At 65.4% G+C, this 18,997-nt stretch carries 15 protein-coding genes; 10 read left to right on the top strand and 5 right to left on the bottom strand.

The window, feature by feature from the left end:
- The first annotated feature begins 30 nt into the window (after nucleotides 1-30).
- Complete coding sequence (locus LVJ94_22790) at nucleotides 31-663, top strand: glutathione S-transferase family protein (GenBank protein WXB10041.1); 633 nt, start codon at nucleotides 31-33, stop codon at nucleotides 661-663.
- A gap of 75 nt (nucleotides 664-738) precedes the next feature.
- Nucleotides 739-972 carry a hypothetical protein gene (locus LVJ94_22785; protein ID WXB10040.1) on the top strand — a complete coding sequence of 78 codons (234 nt, stop codon included), beginning with the start codon at nucleotides 739-741 and terminating at the stop codon, nucleotides 970-972.
- A gap of 23 nt (nucleotides 973-995) precedes the next feature.
- Here LVJ94_22785 and LVJ94_22780 read toward each other — a convergent pair whose 3' ends face one another.
- On the bottom strand, nucleotides 996-1,424 hold the full coding sequence (locus tag LVJ94_22780) for a hypothetical protein (protein ID WXB10039.1): 429 nt from the start codon (nucleotides 1,422-1,424) through the stop codon (nucleotides 996-998).
- A 32-nt stretch (nucleotides 1,425-1,456) separates the two neighbouring features.
- On the opposite strand from LVJ94_22780, the gene LVJ94_22775 reads away from it, so the two are divergent.
- Nucleotides 1,457-3,139 (top strand): amidohydrolase, encoded by a 1,683-nt coding sequence (locus LVJ94_22775; GenBank protein WXB10038.1) that lies wholly within the window; start codon nucleotides 1,457-1,459, stop codon nucleotides 3,137-3,139.
- A gap of 219 nt (nucleotides 3,140-3,358) precedes the next feature.
- Here the strand turns inward: LVJ94_22775 and LVJ94_22770 are convergent, their stop codons facing one another.
- Nucleotides 3,359-4,246, bottom strand: a complete 888-nt coding sequence (locus tag LVJ94_22770) for an SDR family oxidoreductase (protein WXB10037.1) — start codon at nucleotides 4,244-4,246, stop codon at nucleotides 3,359-3,361.
- A 65-nt stretch (nucleotides 4,247-4,311) separates the two neighbouring features.
- Between LVJ94_22770 and LVJ94_22765 the strand changes: the two genes are divergently transcribed.
- Entirely contained in the window at nucleotides 4,312-5,244 is a 933-nt protein-coding gene (locus tag LVJ94_22765; protein ID WXB10036.1) for a LysR family transcriptional regulator, read from the top strand.
- 5 nt (nucleotides 5,245-5,249) lie between these two features.
- Here LVJ94_22765 and bamA read toward each other — a convergent pair whose 3' ends face one another.
- The 3 genes from bamA to LVJ94_22750 form a co-directional block, all read right to left on the bottom strand.
- Nucleotides 5,250-7,961 carry an outer membrane protein assembly factor BamA gene (gene bamA, locus LVJ94_22760; protein ID WXB10035.1) on the bottom strand — a complete coding sequence of 904 codons (2,712 nt, stop codon included), beginning with the start codon at nucleotides 7,959-7,961 and terminating at the stop codon, nucleotides 5,250-5,252.
- 214 nt (nucleotides 7,962-8,175) lie between these two features.
- The gene (locus LVJ94_22755; protein WXB10034.1) at nucleotides 8,176-9,573 is read right to left on the bottom strand and encodes a thioredoxin family protein; all 1,398 of its coding nucleotides are present in this window, start codon (nucleotides 9,571-9,573) and stop codon (nucleotides 8,176-8,178) included.
- Between the two features lie 87 nt (nucleotides 9,574-9,660).
- A complete protein-coding gene (locus LVJ94_22750) occupies nucleotides 9,661-10,905 on the bottom strand; it encodes an MFS transporter (protein WXB10033.1) in 1,245 nt (414 codons plus the stop codon).
- A gap of 116 nt (nucleotides 10,906-11,021) precedes the next feature.
- Between LVJ94_22750 and LVJ94_22745 the strand changes: the two genes are divergently transcribed.
- From LVJ94_22745 to LVJ94_22720, 6 genes are all read left to right on the top strand, one after another.
- On the top strand, nucleotides 11,022-12,992 hold the full coding sequence (locus LVJ94_22745) for a DNA topoisomerase VI subunit B (GenBank protein ID WXB10032.1): 1,971 nt from the start codon (nucleotides 11,022-11,024) through the stop codon (nucleotides 12,990-12,992).
- A gap of 12 nt (nucleotides 12,993-13,004) precedes the next feature.
- Nucleotides 13,005-14,135: a DNA topoisomerase IV subunit A gene (locus tag LVJ94_22740; protein WXB10031.1), complete on the top strand. Its 1,131-nt coding sequence runs from the start codon at nucleotides 13,005-13,007 to the stop codon at nucleotides 14,133-14,135.
- Nucleotides 14,136-14,169: 34 nt separating this feature from the next.
- Nucleotides 14,170-14,943 (top strand): TerB family tellurite resistance protein, encoded by a 774-nt coding sequence (locus tag LVJ94_22735; GenBank protein WXB10030.1) that lies wholly within the window; start codon nucleotides 14,170-14,172, stop codon nucleotides 14,941-14,943.
- A 97-nt stretch (nucleotides 14,944-15,040) separates the two neighbouring features.
- Nucleotides 15,041-16,876: an amidohydrolase family protein gene (locus LVJ94_22730; GenBank protein WXB10029.1), complete on the top strand. Its 1,836-nt coding sequence runs from the start codon at nucleotides 15,041-15,043 to the stop codon at nucleotides 16,874-16,876.
- Complete coding sequence (locus LVJ94_22725) at nucleotides 16,873-17,499, top strand: TetR/AcrR family transcriptional regulator (protein WXB10028.1); 627 nt, start codon at nucleotides 16,873-16,875, stop codon at nucleotides 17,497-17,499. Before LVJ94_22730 ends, LVJ94_22725 begins: the two co-directional genes overlap by 4 nt.
- 14 nt (nucleotides 17,500-17,513) lie before the next feature.
- Entirely contained in the window at nucleotides 17,514-18,917 is a 1,404-nt protein-coding gene (locus LVJ94_22720; protein ID WXB10027.1) for an ATP-grasp domain-containing protein, read from the top strand.
- Nucleotides 18,918-18,997 lie beyond the last annotated feature (80 nt).

Raw genomic sequence — 18,997 nt, 5'->3', positions numbered from 1 at the left:
TTCGGTACCCATGATGGCGAGGAGAGCGATATGGCAATCACCTTGTATTACGCACCCATGAGTTCGGCGACGCGCGCATTTTGGGCGCTCGAAGAGCTCGGGATTCCGTTCGAAAAGGTCAAGCTGGATCTGCGTGCCGGCGATCAAAAGAAGCCGGATTACTTGAAGATCAATCCTAACGGCAAGGTGCCTGCACTCGTCGATGGCGAAGCGAAGATCTTCGAGAATCTAGCCATTCTTTTCCATCTTGGCGAACGATACGGCGTGGAAAAAGGACTCTGGCCCAAGGCCGATTCGCCTGCGCGCGCGGAGGCGTATTCGTGGTCCGTGTGGGGCTTGGTGGAACTCGTCCAGGGCGCGCGTTATTTCGCGCTTCACGATGGCGCGTCGCACTTTCCGGGGTTGCTTCCGCCGGAGAAACGTGTCGCCTGGATTGGCGAGCAAGCGCGCAAAGAGTGGGAGCAGAACGCGTCGCTTCTCGAGGCACGGCTCGAGGGCCGCGCGTACATCTTGGGCGATGCCTTCTCGCTCGCGGACGTGACGGTTGCGGGCAACGCAGCCTTCGGCCTGCGCATGGCGGGCTTGCCCATGGGGCCGCGCGCAACGGAATGGGTCGGGCGCTGTATGGCGCGTCCGGCGTTTGCGCGTTCGATGGCAGGGTAATGTTCTTCGGACACCGACCTTGCGGTCGAAAGGTCGCCATTCTATGGTGCAAGCTCTTCCAAAAGGAGTTCTGCCATGAAGAAGCTTTCCGTCATGTTGTTCGCCATGTTGGTCGTCGCGGGCTGTAGCGCGTCGAGCGAGGATTCGACCGGCGACAACGCTCCCGCCGTCGAGCAGAACGGCACCGAGGTGAAGCACAATTGGCCGTGCACCACGATTGGCGGAGCATGCGCCGCCGAGAGCACCTGCCAGAACGTGTACGCCAAGGGCAAAATCGAGTGCGGCCAGCAGATCTGCTGCCTCGACTGAGTCGTGACGAAACCCGGGGGGGGTTACTTGGTGATTTGCAGCCTTTGGCGATCGGCTTCGTGGATCGCGCGATAGTCGTAGGTGGGGTAAAACTCGGTGCGGTAGGCACCCCAGGCCCGTTGCTCGCAGGCGAGGTTGACCTCGCGGAGCTTGTCGGGCGGGACCCGCAACGTGACGACTTGGCCGATGCCCATCATCACGTACCACGAGACGACTTCCACGCCGGGCGGCGGGAAATTCTGGGTGAACTCGGTCTTGGCGAGGTGCTCTTTGATCTGCGCGAGCGTCTTCGTCTGGTCGTGGCGTAGGAAAATCGTCAGCAGGATCGCTTGATCGCTACTTGCCGCCGTGGTGACCGGCGCGGGGGCCGGTGGCGGTGCGGTGCGTGCGCAGGACGCGGTGGTCAGGGCGAACGTTGCCAATGCAACGAGGCGAATCGAGAGCGTTCCCATGGCGGCGTTTCATTCTACCATCGACGCATCGCATGACCGCCCTACACGTGATTCAGAACGCCGATGTTCGCACGATGGATGCTTCGGGTCGCCGCGCGGACGCGGTGGCGTGGCGCGATGGGAAAATCGTTGCGGTGGGAACACTCGCGGAGGTGACGAGCGCGGACGCGACGATCTGGGACGCGGGCGGCGCGACCGTTCTGCCGGGCTTCGTCGATGCGCATCACCATGCCTTTCTGGCCACGCTCATGGACGGCGGCGTGCAGCTGCGGCCTCCGGCGGTGCGCACCATCGGCGATTTGCAACGGGCGCTTGCGGCCGCATCGGCGCAGTTGCCGCCGGGCGAATGGCTCTTGGGGCAGGGGTGGGACGAATCGGTGCTGGTCGAGCGACGTGCGCCGACACGCCGCGAGCTCGACGATGCAGTGCCCGATCGGCCGCTCTTGGCGTTTCACTACAGTTGCCATCGGGCGCTGGCGAACAGCCGCGCTCTCGAAGCGGCGGGCATCGACAAGCACACGCCGGATCCTTCGGGAGGGCTCATTTCACGAGGGCGCGACGGGGTGCCCGACGGACTGCTCATCGAGCGCGGTATCAGCCGCGTCGAGATCGCGGCGCGCGTGCCCCACACCGAGGCGCAGGCCGAAGACTTTTTCGCGCGCCTGGGGCAGCACCACGGGGCGCTGCTGGCGGCGGGCATCACGCGCATCGCGGATGCGGCCGTGCCCGCGGATTTGATGGTGCTCTATCGGGAGGCCGCGCGGCGCGGCTTTCTCCGAGTGCCGACCGTGATGATGCCGGTCTCCGCGCGCGGGACGTTCGAGGAACCGTGGGACGTGCTCGACGGGCCGGTGACCGGGGAGGAAGAGGGGTTGCTCACCGTGGGCGCGCTCAAGTTGATCTTCGACGGCGCGCCGGTCTGCGCCATGTGCGTCGGCTGGCGGCAGATGGCCGGTGCGCTCGTGAACACGCTGGCCATGGGACTGCGCCAGCGCTCGTTCGACTCGATGAGGACCATGACGTCGGCCCGACTGCGTTTCGGCCGCACGGGGGTTCGCACGGGCATCAACATTTACCGCCGCGAGGAGGCTCGCGCGATCATCCGGGCGGCCACCGAGCGCGGTTTTGCCGTGGCGACGCACGCCATCGGCAACGACGCGGTGGACATCGCCGTCTCGGCGTACGAGGCGACGGGGAGCGCCCTGTCCCGCAAGCGCGCCCCGCGCATCGAGCACGCCGTATTCCTCTCGCGCGATCTCGTCGCGCGCATGGCCGATGCTGGCGTTCTCGTGGTCGCGCAGCCGCATTTTCTTTCACTGCCCGCCATGAGCACGGCCGCGCGCATTCCCGGCCTCGCCAACACGGCCTTGCGCTGGCTGCTCGACGCGAAGATCAAGGTCGCGGGCAGCTCGGACTACCCCGTGGCGAGCTTCGATCCGCTCGACGGCATCCGCTCCGCGGTGCAGCGGCGCACGGGCGGCGGGCACGTGCACGAGCCCGATCAGCGCATCGATCTCGACGAGGCCCTCACGATGTACACGCGCACCGCGGCTGAAGCATGCGGTGCGCTTGATCGATGCGGGACGCTGGAGGCGGGAAAGCGCGCCGACATCGTGGTGCTCGATGGCCCGCTGGCAGCGGCCGATCGCCTGCAATCGGCGCGGGTGCGGGCCACCGTGCTCGGCGGTGAGGTGGTGTTCGGGGAGCTCAGCTAACGCATCATCCGACGGGGGGCTTTGGTTCGTAGACGCGTAGCTGTCGAGCAGCGGCAGCGGGACAAGCCCGGCGGGGCCGGCGCCCTTGCCCTTGGAGAGAGGAAGGATCGCCAGACGTTATGGCGATCCTTCCTCTGAGAACCACACGTCGCGCCGGTCTCGCCGGTTTCGTCGCGCTGCCGCGGTTCTCGCACGGCCATGGCTCGAGAGCTGGTGCGTTCAATTGAACGTTGCCCTCTGCGCCGCGAGAAAATCGCGAACCGTCTGCGGCTCGCGGCCGGTAAGCTCCTTCACCGCGGAGGTCACCACGGCAAGATCGCCCTTGGTCACCGCCACGTCGAACGAGGCGATCACCGCCGCAAGCGGTGCCGGCAGGCCGTGCTCGATGAGGCCCGCGGTGAACGCTTCGGGGCTCACGGAGACGTGCTGCACCGGCTTGCCCGAGAGCTCGGTCAGCCAGGTAGCCACTTGAGCGCTCGTCACGGCGGCGGGGCCGGTGATCTCGAGGGTGCGGCGGCCCGAGTACGGGGATGACAGCGCGGCGGCAGCGGCCAGTGCGCAATCTTGCCGGGTGACGAATCCCGTCGCGCCGGTGCCGCGCGCATCGACGAGCTTTCCCGAGGCGAGGACGTGCGGCAGAGAGCCCACGAGCAGGTCGATGTACAGGTTGTTCCGCAGCACGGTGAACTCGAGGCGCGAAGCCGCGAGCGCCGCCTCGCTCTCGCGATGATCGGGCGCGATCAGGATCGGCGATTCGGCGTACGGATTCGTGAGCGACGTGTAGACCACGTGCTTCACCCCCGCGGCCTCGAAGGCCTTGATGGCTGCCCGGTGCTGGGCCAACCGGCGACCCGGCTTGTCGAGGGCGTCGGTGCTGATGAGCAGCGCGCGCGATGCGCCGGAGAACGCCTTGGCCAGCGCGCCCGGATCCCCCTCGAAATCGGCCTGGCGAACCTCGATGCCCTTGGCCGCGTAGGCGGCGAGACTCTCCGGGTTGCGGGTGGTGGCAATGATGGAACCTTGAACCTTGCGGGCGAGGAGATCGTCGAGAACTTGGCGCCCGAGCTGTCCGGACGCGCCGGTTACGAGAAGAGCTGACGTTGTCATGCGCTGAATCTTGGGTCGTTGCTGCCATGGTACAATGCGCCAAAATCTGCTTTCTGTGGTGCAGCATGGGAACAATCGATTTGAACCTGGTGCGCGCCTTCGTGGCCGTGCATGAAACGGGGAGCTTTTCGGGGGCAGCTGCCCGTCTCGATGCGCCCCGCTCGACGGTGAGCCGCGCGATCTCCGCGTTGGAGGCGTCCCTCCGCGTTCGCTTGTTCCATCGAACGACGCGGCAGGTGTCCACGACCTCCGCGGGTGTCGCGCTGTACGAGCGCCTCGCTCCTTCGCTGTCGGCACTGGAGCGTTCTCTCGCCGAGCTCCCCGAGCGCGAGGAGGAGCCCTCGGGCATCTTGCGGGTCACCTCCACGGTGGATCTTGGCGGCGCCGTGCTCGCGGAATCGGTCGCGCGCTTCACATCGCGTTACCGCGCGGCGCGCGTGGAGGTGCACTTGTCGAACTCCGTGGTCAACCTGGTGCGGGACGGATTCGACCTCGCCCTCCGCATAACCAGGGGCAAGATGATGCGCGAGTCCAGCCTGGTCGTTCGCAGGGTGGGTACCATCCGCATCCAGCTCTATGCCTCGCCCTCGTACCTCGCGCGCCGAGGCACCCCGCGCGCACCGAGCGATCTCGGCGCGCACGATTGGGTTTCCTACCGCGGCGCGATGCACCTGCAGGAAATGGCGGCGGGCGAGTGGCAGCTCACCGATTCACCGCCGAAGACGCGCATCACCCCGGAGGTGCGCGTCTTGTGCGATGACATGTCGTTCGCGCGCGAGGCGCTCAAGGCGGGGGCGGGCTTCGGGGCCATTCCTTCGTTTCTTGGCGACCCCGAAGTCGTCAACGGCACCTTGGTGCGTCTGTTGCCGCAATTGGTCGCCGAGACGAGCCGCGTTTACCTCGTGTACCCGAGCCAAAAGCACCCGGCCCCGAAGCTGACCGCCTTCCGCGACATCGTGGTCGAGCTATTGCGCCAACGCCCGCTGTCAGCTTCGTAACTTCATCAGAAGAAGTTGCCGATGGTGAACTCGAACACCGACGTCTCTTCATTGAAGATTCGGTAGAGCGGGAAGCCCCACTCGAAACGCAGCGGTCCGAGGGGTGAGAACCAGCGGATACCGAAGCCGGTGCTGGTGCGCACGTGGAGCAGGCTCGAGCCGGAGAAGCACGGACTCACCACGCCCGGGAACTGCGGGGCGGGCGTGGTCTTGCAGAACTGGTCTTCCGTGTTCCACGCATTGCCCATGTCGTAGAAGACGACGCCGCGAATACCGACTTTGTCGATGATCGGGAATTCGAGCTCCAAGTTCGAATAGGCCTGCAAGTTACCGCCGATGTTCGCGCCGTTGGGGATCGGCGTCGCATTCGGGTCGAGCGTCTGGTTCAGCGGAAGACGCGTACCGATGGTTCTCAACCGGTACCCGCGCATGTCGAGAATGCCGCCGAGGAAGAAGCGCTGGTAAATCGGCACGCCCGCGTCGCTCGGGCTGGTGATGTAGCCGATCTCCGTTCTCAGTTTGAGGACGAAGCCGGAGCCCGGCTGCCCGGTGCTGCCACCGAGGTTGTAATAGAAGTTCCCGGAGAAGCGGTGGCGCAGGTATTCGACCTCGCTGCCCAATCCCGAGTTCGCGAACTCCGTCGACAACTGCAGGTAGATACCCGACGTCGGAAAGAGTCGGTTGTCGCGTGTGTCGTAGATCAGCGCGGGGCGCAGCGAAATCGTGCGGCCGTCGTTGAACAGATTGGCCAGCGGCAGGCGAGGGAAGGTGTTGATGACGCTCGACGTGCTGCCGAAGAACGTCGTCGTATTCTGCGTATTGACCTTGTCGTACTGCACCGTGCCGGTGAGCGACAGACGCAGCCACGGCTGCACCAGCGCGTAGCCGTAGGTGAGCGATGCACCGTTCGAACTTCGCGAGAAGTCGCTGAACACGTAGAGCTGATTGAACAGCTCGGTGCTCATCGACCAGTCCGAGTTGAGGAAGTACGGTTCGAAGAAGCGGACGCTGACGATCTGCCGCAAGCTCGAAATCTGCGCTTGCAGGGCCAAGGATTGCCCGTTTCCGAACAGGTTTGCCTGTTGGATCTGCGCGGTGGCGATGAAGTTCTCCACCGAGCTGAAGCCGGCGCCGACCTGGAATGTACCGGTCGCGCGCTCCGCGATTTCGAAATAGATGGTCACCCGATCCGGGGCCGAGCCAATTTCCGGCGTGACGTCGACGCGCTCGAAGTAACCGAGGGCGGTGATGCGCTTCTTCGACGTCTCGAGCTTGGTCTCCGAATAGAGCGCGCCCTCTTGGATCTCCATCTCGCGGCGGAGCACCTTGTCGCGGGTCTTGGTGTTCCCCTTGATCTCGATGCGCTCGATGCGGGTGAGGGGGCCGCGCTTGATCGGGATGATGATGTCGACCTCGCGCTTGACGCTGTCGAGCTCCGTCTCCGGATCGGCCTCCACGCTGTAGTAGCCGGCATCGCGGTAGAGCGTGCGCACGGCCTGCAGGTCCTTCACCACCTCGGCGCGGTTGAACCAGTCGCCGCTGTGGGCGCGGATCAATTGGCGGAGGGCGCGGCGGCCGCCAAGCGGCTCGACCTCGTTGCCGTCTGCGTCGCGTTCGAACACGCGCAGCTGCCGAATCTTGAAGCGCGGGCCCTCGTGGATCACGAGCGTGATCTCGATGCCTTCGCGGTCGGGCGTGAGCATGACGCGCGGAGTACCGATCTGCACGTTCATGTAGCCCTTGTCGTAATAGAGCGCGCTCATCATGAGCACGTCCCGCTCGAACATGTCCTGCCGGTACGGGCCGCCCGATCCGAAGGAGAACAGCGAGCCCTGGCCCGTCTGCATCACCTCGCGCAATTCGCTCTCGGGGACGTTCTCGTTGCCGATGAAGGTGATGCGCCGAACGGTGACCTGCTGGTGCTCGACGATCTTGAACTTGACGATGACTTCGTTTTCGCGCTGCGCATCGATGGTGAAGTCGACGTCGGCGAGGAAGTACCCCTTCTCCTGGTACATGTCCTTGATCTTCTGGACGCTGCGGCGCACGGCCGGAACGCTGAGGATCGTGTTCGCCTTGACTTCGATGCCTTCGGTCAGCTTGTCGGTCTCGATTTCGTCGTTGCCCGAGAACTCGATGGCCTTGATGTTCGGCCGCTCGCGCACGAGGAAGCGCAGGGTGACGCCGCGGTCGCCGCGGGTGAGGTCGACTTCGACGTCGTCGAAGAAGCCCGCGTCCCAGAGCGCGCGCACGTCGCCGGTGAGCGTTTCCATCTTGAAGGGCTGGCCAACCTTTTCCTTCAAGTACGAGAGGACTTCGTCCTTCGTCGTCTTGCGGTTGCCGCTCACCTCGATGGCGATGATGTTGTAGCCCTCGGCCTTGTCACCCTCGGTCTGCGGGATGCGGATGGTGGGGCCCAGCGCCTCGGCGGGCGCGGTGCCCGGGGCTGCTGCGGCGCCGGCATCTGCATCGGGCGACGGCGCTCCTGCATTGGGCGTCGGTGCGCCTGCATCGGCGGGGGAGGCTGCCCCAGGCTTCGCTTGCGGAGCCGGCGCGGGTTTGGGCCCCGCCTGCGCCCACGCGACCGAGGAAAGGCTACCGGTGAGAAGCATCGCCAACGCCGCGCTGAACGCGAGCATGGCGACGAACAGGACGCGGCGGCATCCCTGCCCACGCCGCGAAGGCGCATCGACGGTACGAACGGAGATCGAGCGCATCAAGAGCTAGTGAGCAAGGCGGCAGTGTGGGGAGAGGTTGAGAAGGGAGAAGTTGACACGCTCGTAGCGCAGCAAAGCCTAGGAGGTCAACCGCGCGTCGCGCTCCCCAACGCCTTTTACACCTCGACGATTTTCATTCCCACGGCGTCGACTTTTCTGCTCGGCCGTCCGTCGCACCGTCTTGGTGCACCCTGCTGCACCCTGGTGCTGGCCTCTAGCGCTGCGCCGTCGCGCCGCTTCCGAGCTTCGCGCGGCGTTCTGCAAGTTGCGCGCGAAGCTTTTCGTACCCCTCGCGCAGCGAAACCGTGGACGCGAATTGCAGTGCTTCGTCGAGGGCTTGGCGTTCGGCCGGCGCGTCCTTTTTGGCCGCCGCGATATCCGCTTTGAGCTGATAGAGCCGCAGTTTGCGCGGGCCGTATGCCTTGGTGATGGCGCGGGATGCGGCAGCCAGAGCCTCGTCGTAGCGTTTCAACTCGAAATACACGCGGGAAAGGCGCGCCGGCGGGTTGTAGTCCTCCGGAAAGTCGCGTTCCGTCTGCGAAAACATGGGAATGGCCCGCGCCGGATCGCCGAGCTCGACGTACGCGAGCATCCGGTGCGCGTCGAAGACCGCGCGGCCCTTCGTGTCGGGCGCACGCTGCGCCTCGCCCTCGAGGAAGGCGGCCCATTCGGCGGCCATCTGCTTGGCCACGTCCTTCTTCCCGTCGGACTTGAGCGCGGAAATGAGCTCGTCGAAGGCCCCCGAGCGATCGTCGGCGAGGATCGTGCCCTTGGTGTGCACGATGTCCGTCAGCTCTTTGACCAACGGCGCGAGGTGCGTGTGGGCGGGCGAACCCTGCGGTTGATCCTGCGCGCATCCCGCGCCGATCACCGCGGCGTTCACGCGGTACGTGCTCATCGGAAGCGCGTGCGCTTCATGGTCAGCCACTTCGGCGCATCGCTCGGCCTGCTTGGTCGCCGACAGATCGGTCACGTACGCCGAAACGGCCTCCGCGCGGTGGTTCCACGTGCGCGGGGACTTGGCGAGCGCCTTCTCGTAGAAGCGCGCCGCGCCCGCGGGGTCTTTGTGCGCGTCGGCGCGAACGCCATCGGCGAAAGCGGATTCGGCCTCGCCCGCGTTTCCGTCCTTCTTGCGCACGTCATCGAGCGCTGCGGCGAGCTCCGGTGCGGTGAGTGCGCCGGCGAGCTTCCACGAGATCTGCTCGGTCTTCGGATCGATGACCCACAACGTCGGCAGGACGCTGAGGCCGAATTTCTGGAAGAAGGGCGCGTTCTGGTCCTTCTCGCTGTCGACGGAGAGCCAGACGAAGTTGTCAGCCTGGGCCCGCATCTCGGGCGCAGTCAGCACGTAGCTTTTCAGACTGAGGCACGAATGGCACCACGTTGCCCATCCATCGACGAAGAGCGGCTTGTTCTTCGCCTTGGCCTCGGCAAGTGCCCGCGGGTAGTCGTCCTCGATGAAGGGAAGGGGGGCATCCTTCGCCTTGGCCGGCGCCGAGGCGGCCGTCGTCTGCTGAGAGGCTGCCGTCGACGAAGGCGACGATGAACGATGCCCGCACGCGGAGGTGACGAAGCCAAGGACGGTCGCGGCAAGAAAGACAACGTGTCGCATAGGATGATTCTCCGTTCGAGGCTGGCGCGTAGCGAAGCAAGGTGCGCGGGTGGACAGTGCCGCACTCTACGCGAGCCTCGAGCGGAGTCAATTTGCACTGGCGGGATTTGCTTGCTTTTTCAGCTGCTTGCCTGGCACGAACCAAATAATGGCGCCGACAGCGAACCCAACCGTAATGAGGAACATCGCCGCGCGCATGGAGAACTGATCCGCAAGTGCTCCGATGAGAGGGGGCGACCAGAGGTCCCCGAACAGATGAATCGCGAAGATGCTCAGGGCCATGGCGCTGGCACGGCGCTCCTCGGGCACGCTTCGCAGGATGGCGGCGTTGATCGGCGAACTCGACACGAACAGAGCGATCTCGCACGCCAAGGCAATGCTGAAGAAGGTCCCCGCAGAGTCCGCGACGAAGCATGCGGCGGTCAGCGGTGCGCCCACGGCTGCACTCCATGCGCAGACGGAGAGGTAGCCGACGGACGCATTTCGGTCCGGATCTCCCTCGCCGCGATTCTGCTTGGCGGCCCTGTCCCCGAGGAAACCGCCAAGGACGGTGCCGATCGCCCCACCGATCACGGTGACCATTCCGAAGCGGAAATTGGCGGTCTTCAAATCGAGGTGGAACGTCTCGTAGAGAAACGTTGGTGCCCAAAAGGCCAGCCCGCCGATGGCAAACGTGTACGCGGCGTAACCGAGCACCGCGCGGCGGTAGGTGCGTTGCGGAAAGAGGTCGCGCAAGGCCGTGAGCATCGGCTCTTTGGCCTTGGCCACGACCCGCCGCTCCGGCTCGACGATGGCTAGGCAAAGAAGGGCGAGCATCAGGCCCGGCCCGCCGGCCACGAAGAAGGCCGCCCGCCATCCGAAGGCATGCTCGACGAAGCCACCCGTGAGGTACCCGAGCGCCGAGCCCACGGGCATCGCCGTATAAAACACGGAGAGCCATCGCCCTCGCCGCTCCGGGGGCGCGAGATCGTCGATGATCGTAGGTGCAATGGTCGCGTAGCTGGCCTCGCCGATGCCGACGAAGGCGCGCGAGGCGAGCAGCGACCATTTCCCCGCCGCGAGGCCCGACCACAGGGTCGCGAGGCTCCACACGGCGACCCCGAGGGCCATCAGCCGCGTGCGCCGTCCGCGGTCGCCCAGCACGCCAAACATCGGGCTCGTCGCGAAGTAACCCACGAGAAACACGGTGGCGGCCGTGCCCTCGACGAGCTTCGTCAGTGCGAGCTCCGCCTCGATCTTCGGCAGGACCGCCGAGAGGACGTAGCGGTCGAGGTAGTTGAGAAGATTCAGCCCGGTCAGCAGGATCAGAATGACGAAGGGTCGCCGGATCACGCCCGCAGGCTATCGCGGGCAAGGGTCACGAGCTTGACATTTGTTCAACCCACGAGCTACGTCCGCTCCCTGGACTGGGATCGCCTTAGGCGCCCCGCCTTCGGGAGTTATCACCTATGCCGAAAAGAGCCGCCAAAGTCAGCGAGCGGATCGAATCCGAAGAGACCCCCGCCGTCGAGGAATCCGAAGCATCTGCAGCGCCCACTCGCCCCGCGCGAAGGGCCACCGCCGAGACCATGGCCTCGCGCCAGCGCGAAATCTCGGTCAGCGAGTTCTTTACGAAGAATCGCCACCTCCTCGGTTTCGACAACCCCGCCAAGGCGCTGCTCACCACCGTGAAAGAGGCGGTGGACAACTCGCTGGACGCTTGCGAGGAAGCCGGCATCCTGCCGGAGCTCATCGTCGAGGTGAAGGAGGTAGGCAACCCCACCAACGCCTCGGGGGCCTCCCGCTTCCGCGTTTCCATCGAGGACAACGGCCCGGGCATCGTCAAACCGCAGATCGCGAAGATCTTCGCGAAGCTCTTATATGGGTCGAAGTTCCACCGTCTGAAGCAATCGCGCGGGCAGCAGGGGATCGGCATCAGCGCCGCGGGCCTCTACGGGCAGCTCACCACGGGGCGCCCCGTGGTCATCATCTCGAAGATCGGCAAGGGCCGACCCGCGCACCGCATCGAGCTGCGCATCGACACGAAGCGCAACCACCCCGACGTCCTCAAGGACGAAATCGTCGAGTGGGACAAGGAGCACGGTACTCGGGTCGAAATCGAGCTGGTCGCCGCCTACCGCGGTGGCCGCACCGGCGTGGAGGCCTACCTCGAGCAAACCGTGGTGGCGAACCCGCACCTCGGCCTGACCTTCCACCCGCCCAAGGGCGAGGTGCTCGTGTTCCCGCGCGTGGCCAACGAGTTGCCGCGCGAGGCCGAGGAGATCAAGCCGCACCCGCACGGTGTCGAACTGGGCATGCTCCTGCGCATGCTGCACGATTCGCCGGGCAAATCGGTGAAGCAGGTGCTCATCGACGACTTCTCGCGCATCAGCCCGGCCCTGGCCGAACAGGTGTGCGAGCTCGCCAAGGTAAAGCCGAAGACGTCGGCCGCCAGCATCGTGGGCGACGACGTGGATCGCCTCCACAAGGCTCTCGGCGAGGTGAAGGTCAAGGCGCCGTCCGCGTCGTGCGTCGTGCCCATTGGGGAGGACCTCCTCATCGAGGGCCTGAAACGCCGCTTCAAGGCCGATTTTTACGTGTCGACCACGCGCCCGCCGTCGGTTTACCGCGGCAACCCGTTCGTGGTGGAGGTCGGCCTCGCCTACGGCGGTGAGCTTCCGAACGACGATCCGGCGGACGTCATGCGCTTCGCCAACCGGGTGCCGTTGCAGTACCAGCCCAAGGCCTGCGCCATCAGCGAGGCCATCTACGATACGAACTGGCGCTCGTACGAGCTGCAGCAGCCCCGCGGAGCCTTGCCGCTCGGCCCCTTGGCCGTGGTGGTGCACTTGGCGAGCGTCTGGGTGCCGTTCACCAGCGAGGCGAAGGAGGCCGTCGCCCATTACGACGAGCTGCTTCGCGAGATGAAGCTCGCCGTGCAGGAGTGCGGCCGCAAGCTGGGTGCGCACCTGCGTGCCCGCGAGCGCGCCGTGAGCGAGCAAAAGCGCTTGCACCTCTTCCAGCGCTACATTCCCGAGGTGGCCGAGGCCATCGGGGCGATCCTCTCGAAGCCGAAGGACGCCGTGCAGCAGTCGTTCTACTCCGCGCTGCCGAACTTCGTGCGCATGGCGCAAGAGCAGCCGGAAAAGCCGGATGGCGAAGGCTCTCCCGGCGGAAGCGAGCCCCCGCCCGCGGCCAATGCCAGCGAGCCGCCGCCGCCGCCGAAGGCCGCGGCGAAGAAAGCTCCGGCCAAGAAGCCGGCAGCCCCTGCGAAGGCCGCGGCTCCTGCTGCCAAGGCAGCTGCTCCTGCTGCGAAGGCAGCCCCTGCAAAGGCGGCCGCTGCGAAGGAACCCGCCAAAAAGGCGCCGCCCGCCGCGCCCAAGAAGGGCGGCCCGCTCCCCAAGAAGCGCACGAAACCCGAGCTACGGACCCAGGTCTAAGGAGAACAACCCATGGCCGCCGCCAAGAAAGCCACGACCAAGCCCAAGACGACCGAGAAGGACGTCCGTACGCTCCGCAAGATCGAGCAGCTCGCTCAATCGGCGGTACGCACCGTCGAGAAGAAGGAGAACCCCGCGCTCTCCATCCGCATGCGCGCGCTCTCCAACGTCTCCTTCAACGAGAAGAAGCGCATCATCGAGCTGGGCCAGAAAACGCAATCGCGTGAGTTTTTCAACACGTCGATGGCCCGCAAGTTCATGCAGACCTTCCTCATCGCGCGCGGCTGCAAGACGCTGATCGACGAGGGCAAGACGGTCAGCATCCGTCAAATGTTCTACATGACGAAGCATACGCTCCAGGGCAGCTCGGAGAACACCTTCGAGGACCAGAGCGAGAGCGATCCCATCATCGAAGATCTCGAGGTGGGCATCGACGCGTTGCGCGAGGAGCTCCATCTCTTCGCCAACAAGCGCGGCCTCGTCGTGGGCTCGCTCGTGGTCAACGACGCGGGCGACGAGATCGATTTGACCCGCATGGGGCGCGGTGGCTGGGGCATTCCGAGCATCTGCGAGGACGACCAACTCCGTTTCGTGCGCAACAAGGCGGAGTTCATCCTCTGCGTCGAGAAGCAAGCCGTCTGGCACCGCCTCAACGAAGACCGCTTCTGGGAGAAGCACAAGTGCATCCTCATGACCACCGAGGGCCAGGCGGCCCGCGGGTCGCGCCGGCTATTGCAGCGCATGGCCACCGAGCTGAAACTGCCCATCTACGTCCTCGTCGATAACGATCCGTGGGGGCTCTACATCTACTCGGTCCTCAAGCAGGGCTCGATCAACCTGGCCTACGAATCGATGCGCATGGCCGTCCCGGGCGTTCGCTTCTTGGGCATGAGCTCGTTCGACTACAAGAAGTTCACCCTGCCCAAGGCGGTCGAGATCAAGCTCTCGAAGGAAGACATTTCCCGCGCCGAGCAGATGAAGGCGTACCCCTGGTTCAAGGACAAGAAGTGGCAGCGTGAGATTCAGGAGCTGCTGAAAAACGGCTTCAAGATGGAGGTCGACGCCCTCCTCACGAAGAGCATTTCCTTCATCACGGAGGAGTACATTCCGAAGAAACTGCGGGACAAAGATTTCCTGCAGTAAATCTTCCGGCGCATAATGGAGGCTGGAGGTCATCATGGTGACGGCGTTCGTCTTCATCTCCGCGGTACCGGAGCGTCAAGAGGAGCTGGTCGACGTCATTGGCGCGCGCGCCGAGGTCGTCGAGTGCCATCGGTTCGTCGGGGGCGAGCTCATGGCGCGCCTCTCGTGCGCGGATCTGGCGGGTGTGCATCAGTTCGTGGCCGATCAACTGCGGAACGAAGGGGTGGAGATCCGCATCGAGCGCGTCGAAGCGACGGTGAAGCAAGCCTCGGGCGCCGCTGCACTGGATTCGGTGACGGCCAAGCGGGGCGCCTCCATTCCGCCGCCTCCTCCGAGCGCGTCGCCGAATTCAGCGCCGGCCTCGCAAGGCCGGTCTGGCGGTCGTCCACGTCCACGTCCTCTGTCGAACCGCGAACGCGACGTCATCCGCGCGCTCGCGGCGGTGGTCTGGGTCGATGGAAATGCCGACCCGGCGGAGCTCGAGATCGTCGACCAGGTCATCTCCGGGTATGCCGTTAGCCCCGAGCAGCGCAAGGAGCTCGCGGAGTTCGTGCGCAGCGAGCGAGGGCTCGATACGACGATGTCCCTGGACCAGCTCGGGGCCGAGGATCGCGAGCTCCTCCTCACCAACGCGGCGATCATTACGCATGCCGACGGCGTTCAGCTTCCCTCAGAAAAGACGATGCTGACGAGGCTCGGGAAAATGCTGGGCTACTCGGAAGAGCAAGCCACCGTCATCGTCCAGTCGGCCGTGGAGGAGGGCGCAATCAGTCTCTCGAGCCGCGCCCTCGAGGACGAAGCGGACTGAATTCCTGAGAAATTTCAGCGTGGTGAAACGTTTGCGCTGATTAAAAGATTGCGAGCGGTCTCTATCTCGTTAGCATCGGGCCACAAGAGGTTGGCCAATGGAGACCGGGTACGACGTCATCATTCGCAACGGGCTCTGGTTCGATGGGACGGGCGCCCCTTCGGCCGTGCGCCATCTCGGGATCCGCGAAGGGCGCATCGAGGCGGTGTCCTCGGTGCCGCTTTCCGAGGAAGGCTGTCCCGAGATCATCGACGCCGAGGGCAAGTGGGTGCTGCCCGGCTTCGTCGACATCCACACGCACTACGATGCCGAGATCCTCGCCGCGCCGGGGCTGCGCGAATCCGTGCGCCATGGCGTGACCAGCGTGTTTCTCGGGAGCTGTTCCATCGGCACGGTGCACTCCTCCGCGCTCGACTGCGCCGATCTTTTCAGCCGCGTCGAGGCGGTGCCGCGCGACTACGTGCTCGCGCTGCTCGAGCGCCACAAGAGCTGGCAGAGCGCGGGTGACTACGTGCGCTTTCTCGAATCGATGCCCCTCGGCCCCAACGTGGCCGCGTTCCTCGGCCACTCGGACATGCGCGCCCACGTGATGGGCCTCGGGCGCTCCGTCGATCCGAACGACAAGCCCACCGAGGACGAGATGCGCCGGATGGAGCAGATGCTCGACGACGCGATTTCGCAGGGATTCCTCGGGCTCTCCACGATGACGAACCCCTGGGACAAGCTCGATGGTGACCGGTACCGCTCCAAGTCGTTGCCCTCGACGTTCGCCCGCTGGGGCGAGTACCAGAGGTTCAATCGCATCCTGCGCGCCACCGGCCGGGTGCTCCAGAGCGCGCCGAACATCACCACGAAGGTGAACGCGGTGCGCTTTCTCTGGGAGAGCATGGCCCTGTTCGGGCGCAAGGCGCTCAAGACGACGCTTCTCACGGCGGCCGACGCGAAATCGAGCCCGCTGTTGGTCCGCGCGCTCTGCGCGGTGGCGCGGTTCATCAATCGCTTCACCGGTGCGGACTTCCGCTGGCAGCACCTGCCGGTGCCCTTCGAGGTGTACGCCGACGGCATCGACTTGGTCGTCTTCGAGGAATTCGGCGCAGGGCGCGAGGCTTTGCACCTTCAAGAGCAAGTGGAGCGCAATCACCTGTTGACCGATGCGAAATATCGCCGCGAATTCCGCCGCGACTACGAAGCGAAGTTTACCCCGCGCGTCTGGCATCGCGACTTCCACGACGCGCACATCGTCGAGTGCCCGGACGCGTCGGTGGTGGGCAAGTCCTTCGGGCAGGTGGCCGACGAGCGCGGAATTCACCCCGTGGACGCGTTCCTCGACTTGGTCGTCGAGCATGGCACCAAGGTGCGCTGGCGAACGACGATTGCCAATCATCGCACGCCGGTGCTCGATCGCTTGGCGGCCGATTCGGCGGTGCAAATGGGATTTGCCGATTCGGGCGCCCATCTTCGCAATATGGCGTTTTACAACTTTCCCATTCGCATGCTGCGCCGGGTGAAGGCGGCCATCGATGCGGGGAGCCCGTTCATGTCTCTGGAGCGGGCCGTTCACCGCCTCACCGGCGAACTCGGTGGCTGGTACGGGATTCACGCGGGCACGTTGCGCAAAGGTGATCGCGCCGACGTCGTCGTGCTCGATCCCGCGGGGCTCGATGCGAGCGTGGACGCGTATTACGAGGCGCCGGTACCCGAGTACGGCGGGCTCTCGCGCATGGTGAATCGAAGCGATGCCGCGGTGAGGGCCACCCTCGTCGGGGGCCGCGTCGTTTATCAAAATGGGCAATTTCTCGCGGGCTACGGGGAGACCGTCCGTACGGGCTCTTTTCTCCGTGTCGGCGAGGGCAGTATGGTCGTAGCGGGCAATCCACGAGAGCAGTCGGGCACCAACGAAGTTACCACCCGGGGAGGCGAGCGCGCCGCATGAGCGAAGAGATCACATTGCCGAAGGTTCGTCGCAGTCAGCGTGAGCGGCGTGAAAGCACGATGGCGAAGCTGGTGGAGGCGACCATCGATTCGCTGCGCGAGGTTGGCTATGCCGCCACCTCGGTGAAAGAGGTGTGCCGCCGCTCCGGAGTTTCGCATGGCGGACTCTTTCGTCATTTCCCATCGATGCTCGAATTGATCCTCGCGGCGGCGGAGGAAGTGGCCCGCCGTCAGATCGCAGAGTTCGAGCGGCGATTCTGGCAGGCGCCGCTCGAGGAGCCGTCGCTCCACGCAGCGATGCGCATGCTGCGCGATGCCTGCCGCACGCCGATCAATTCGGTGTGGTACGAGCTTCTGGTCGCGGCGCGCACGGATGTGCCGCTTCGAACGGCGCTCGAGCCGACGATTCGTCGGTATTACCAGGCGATCCGCACGACGGCGTCGCGTCTTCCGGGCATCGATTCGATCCCGGCGGAGCTGTTCGAGACGCTTCTCTTCACGTTGGTGCACGTTTTCGACGGCGAGTCGTTGGCTCGCGTGGTTCTGCCCCACCCGGAACTCGAGGAGCGCCGCATGGAGCTTCTCGTCGGCTTGATCGAGCTTTTGCAGCAGCGGCGCGCCTGATAGAACGCGGCGGCATGTCCGCCCTTTTCGAGAAGGTGCTCATCGCGAACCGCGGTGAGATTGCGCGTCGCGTTATCCGAACCTGCCGCCGTCTGGGCATCAAGACGGTGGCCGTGCACTCGGAGGCCGACGCAAACGCGCCGCACGTGCACGAGGCCGACGAGGCGGTGCTCTTGGGCCCGCCGCCGCCGAAGGACTCGTATTTGAATCGTGATGCACTGCTCGCCGCCATCGAGAAGACGGGCGCGCGGGCGGTGCATCCGGGCTACGGCTTTTTGAGCGAAAATTCCGACTTTGCGCGTCGCGTGGCCGAGCGTGGCGTGACCTTCATCGGCCCGTCCCCCGACGTGCTCGACGCCTTTGGCGACAAGATGAAGGCGCGTCACGTCGCCCTCGCCGCGGGCACGCGCCCGGTGCCGGGCACCGACGAGCCGATCGCGATCGACACGCCCGAGGGCGTGGCCGAGGCCAAGGGTGTGGCCGCGCGCGTGGGGTATCCGGTCATCGTCAAAGCCGTCGGCGGCGGTGGTGGCATCGGGATGCAAATCGTGCGCGAGGAAGCGGGCATGGAGCGCGCGCTGAAGTCGTGCTCGGACCGGGGCAAGGCCTCGTTCGCGGACGCGCGCGTCTACTTGGAGCGCTACGTTCAGGAGCCGCGCCACATCGAGGTGCAGGTGCTCTGCGACGCGCACGGCCACGCGTACGCGCTGGGCGAGCGCGAGTGCAGCATGCAGCGCCGTCACCAGAAGATTCTCGAGGAGTCACCGTCGCCGGCGGCCTTTTTCCAAGGCGAGGAGGGCGCCAAGCGCCGCGCGGATCTCTTCGAGGCCGCGCTGCGCGTGGTGAAGAGCGTCGGTTACGTGGGCGCGGGGACGTGCGAGTTCATCGCCGACGCCTCGGGCGATCTGTTCTTCCTGGAGGTGAATGCGCGCCTGCAGGTCGAGCACCCCGTCACCGAGATGGTGCTCGGTCTCGACCTGGTGGAACTGCAGCTGCGCATCGCCGCCGGCGAGCCGCTGCCGGATCTCTCGCGCGTGCGTCCCGAGGGCCACGCCATCGAGGTGCGTGTCTACGCGGAAGATCCGAAGAAGGGATTCATCCCCAAGCCGGGCGCCATCGACGAGTTGGTCTGGGCCGGCGGCGTGGGCGACGCCCAAACACGCGCCCTGCGCATCGAATCCGGCGTGGCCGCCGGCTCGAAGGTCACGCCGTTCTACGATCCGATGGTGGCCAAAATCGTCGCCTGGGGCGCCGACCGCGAAGCCTCCATCGCGGAGCTCGCACGCGCTTTGGCCGGGACGAAAATCGCCCCCTGCTTCACCAACGTGGCCTTCCTCCAGGCCATCCTCGAGAGCCCCGAATTCCGCTCGGGCCGCTACGACACCTCCCTCGCCGAGGTTCTCGCCAAGCGCGTCTAACAAAAAAGAGGGAGAGGATTCACAGGAAGACGGGAAGACGGGAAGGTTTTTGGGTTTCCAATCCGCTCATTGAGCGAATT

It is taken from the genome of Sorangiineae bacterium MSr11367, assembly GCA_037157805.1.
In the GTDB taxonomy this organism is placed as follows: Bacteria; Myxococcota_A; Polyangia; order Polyangiales; family Polyangiaceae; genus Pendulispora; species Pendulispora rubella.
The sequence above is the reverse complement of the archived record's forward strand: the minus strand, read 5'-3'. Positions and strand labels throughout refer to the sequence as shown.